Below are 2,500 nucleotides of genomic sequence, written 5' to 3'. Positions count from 1 at the left end.
ATTGATGCTGTCCCACTACCCCAACTGGAGAACCAGTTGGTTTAGGCTCCTCCCGCTTCGCTCGCCGCTACTAGGGGAATCACGGTTGTTTTCTTTTCCTCGGGCTACTAAGATGTTTCAGTTCACCCGGTTGGCTCATGCTGGTCTATGGATTCAACCAGTTGTACTAGGGGTTGCCCCATTCGGATATCTCCGGCTCAATGCTTGCTGCCAGCTCCCCGGAGCGTTTCGTCGGTCACCACGTCCTTCTTCGCCTCTGCGTGCCAAGGTATCCACCGTTAGCTCTTGATAGCTTGACCTTAGTTCACAAACAATTGGTAATTATCTACCTGCTATTTGTTTCTTGTTTTTCTCTTGCTATGCAGTTTTCTAGGTTCTCACTGGCTGATGTCGCCAGCATTCTCTCTGGTTTTTCACCACTAGAGGTGCTGATTCATCAAAGACTCACTCGATCTAGTCTATCATCATCAGTTCGAGTTGACAAGCCTATTTCTCTTTTTTCTTCATACTTTTTTGGTGGAGGTAAGCGGACTCGAACCGCTGACATCTGCCGTGCAAGGACAGCGCTCTACCAACTGAGCTATACCCCCACAATACTTTGTGTTTCAGGTGGGCCATCCTGGACTTGAACCAGGGACCTCACCCTTATCAGGGGTGCGCTCTAACCACCTGAGCTAATAGCCCATGAACCAAACCTGAGTTAGTTTGAAAGCCTGACCAATCTCGTTCGACCTGGGTATGACCTCAATTCGTGACCTATTAACTATTTTTCGGTCATTTCTTGGGGAAAGGTCTCCCTAAAAAGGAGGTGATCCAGCCACACCTTCCGGTACGGCTACCTTGTTACGACTTCACCCCAGTCATCAGCCCCACCTTCGGCATCTCCTTCCTTTGCAGGTTAGGATAACGACTTCGGGCGTGGCCAACTCCCATGGTGTGACGGGCGGTGTGTACAAGGCCCGGGAACGAATTCACCCCAGTATGCTGACCTGGGATTACTAGCGATTCCGCCTTCATGTAGGCGAGTTGCAGCCTACAATCTGAACTGAGCCACGGTTTATGAGATTAGCTTAACATCGCTGTTTAGCTGCTCTTTGTCCGTCGCATTGTAGTACGTGTGTAGCCCAGGACGTAAGGGGCATGCTGACTTGACGTCATCCCCACCTTCCTCCGGTTTGTCACCGGCAGTCTCTTCAGAGTGCCCAACTGAATGCTGGCAACTAAAGACGAGGGTTGCGCTCGTTGCGGGACTTAACCCAACATCTCACGACACGAGCTGACGACAGCCATGCACCACCTGTGTTCGCGCTCCCGAAGGCACTCTTCCCTTTCAGAAAGATTCGCGACATGTCAAGCCCTGGTAAGGTTCTTCGCGTTGCATCGAATTAAACCACATACTCCACCGCTTGTGCGGGCCCCCGTCAATTCCTTTGAGTTTCACACTTGCGTGCGTACTCCCCAGGCGGGATACTTAACGCGTTGGCTCCGGCACTGTGAGGGTCGATACTCACAACACCTAGTATCCATCGTTTACGGCTAGGACTACAGGGGTATCTAATCCCTTTCGCTCCCCTAGCTTTCGTCCTGTGAGTGTCAGTTGTGGTCCAGCAGAGCGCTTTCGCCACCGGTGTTCTTCCCAATCTCTACGCATTTCACCGCTACACTGGGAATTCCCTCTACCCCTACCACACTCTAGCTGTTCAGTTTCCACCGCTATTCAGTGGTTAAGCCACTGGTTTTAACGGCAGACTTGAAAAGCCACCTACGGACGCTTTACGCCCAATAATTCCGGATAACGCTTGCATCCTCCGTATTACCGCGGCTGCTGGCACGGAGTTAGCCGATGCTGATTCCTCTGGTACCGTCAGAGCTTCTTCCCAGAGAAAAGAGGTTTACAACCCAAGAGCCTTCCTCCCTCACGCGGTCTTGCTCCGTCAGGCTTTCGCCCATTGCGGAAAATTCCCCACTGCTGCCTCCCGTAGGAGTCTGGGCCGTGTCTCAGTCCCAGTGTGGCTGGTCATCCTCTCAGACCAGCTACCGATCGTCGCCTTGGTAGTCTCTTACACTACCAACTAGCTAATCGGACGCGAGCTCATCTTCAGGCAATAAATCTTTCACCTTCCGGCACATCGGGTATTAGCAGCAGTTTCCTACTGTTGTCCCCATCCTGAAGCTAGATTCTCACGCGTTACTCACCCGTCCGCCACTAAAATCCGAAGATTTCCGTTCGACTTGCATGTGTTAAGCAGACCGCCAGCGTTCATCCTGAGCCAGGATCAAACTCTCCATTTGATGATTGACTCAATCGTTCCTAGCTTCCTAGAAACTTTTTAATTAATTTCTTTGACGAGCTTGGCTTTTTTTGGCTTTCAAACTATACTTTTTTCTAGGTTCGGGCGCGTCTTGAGTGCTTCACTTTCGCTCGGCTTCCTCTCGACCGCTTTACTAATCTATCAACCCTAATACGCTTTGTCAAGCTTTTCGGCAAAAAAAATTTTGG

At 50.9% G+C, this 2,500-nt stretch carries 2 tRNA genes and 2 rRNA genes (1 of these 4 cut by a window edge); all 4 read right to left on the bottom strand.

Annotation, left to right across the window (positions count from 1 at the left end):
- Positions 1-299 (bottom strand): 23S ribosomal RNA (locus IQ264_RS32550) (it extends 2,588 nt beyond the left edge of the window).
- Between the two features lie 215 nt (positions 300-514).
- Positions 515-590 (bottom strand) — tRNA-Ala (locus IQ264_RS32545).
- A gap of 20 nt (positions 591-610) precedes the next feature.
- Positions 611-684, bottom strand: a tRNA-Ile gene (locus tag IQ264_RS32540).
- A gap of 117 nt (positions 685-801) precedes the next feature.
- A 16S ribosomal RNA gene (locus IQ264_RS32535) occupies positions 802-2,292 on the bottom strand.
- Together the 16S and 23S rRNA genes with 2 tRNA genes alongside form the textbook arrangement of a ribosomal RNA operon.
- Positions 2,293-2,500 lie beyond the last annotated feature (208 nt).

It is taken from the genome of [Phormidium] sp. LEGE 05292 (assembly GCF_015207735.1).
In the GTDB taxonomy this organism is placed as follows: Bacteria; Cyanobacteriota; Cyanobacteriia; order Cyanobacteriales; family Aerosakkonemataceae; genus Floridanema.
This window is presented reverse-complemented; position numbering and strand designations above follow the sequence as displayed.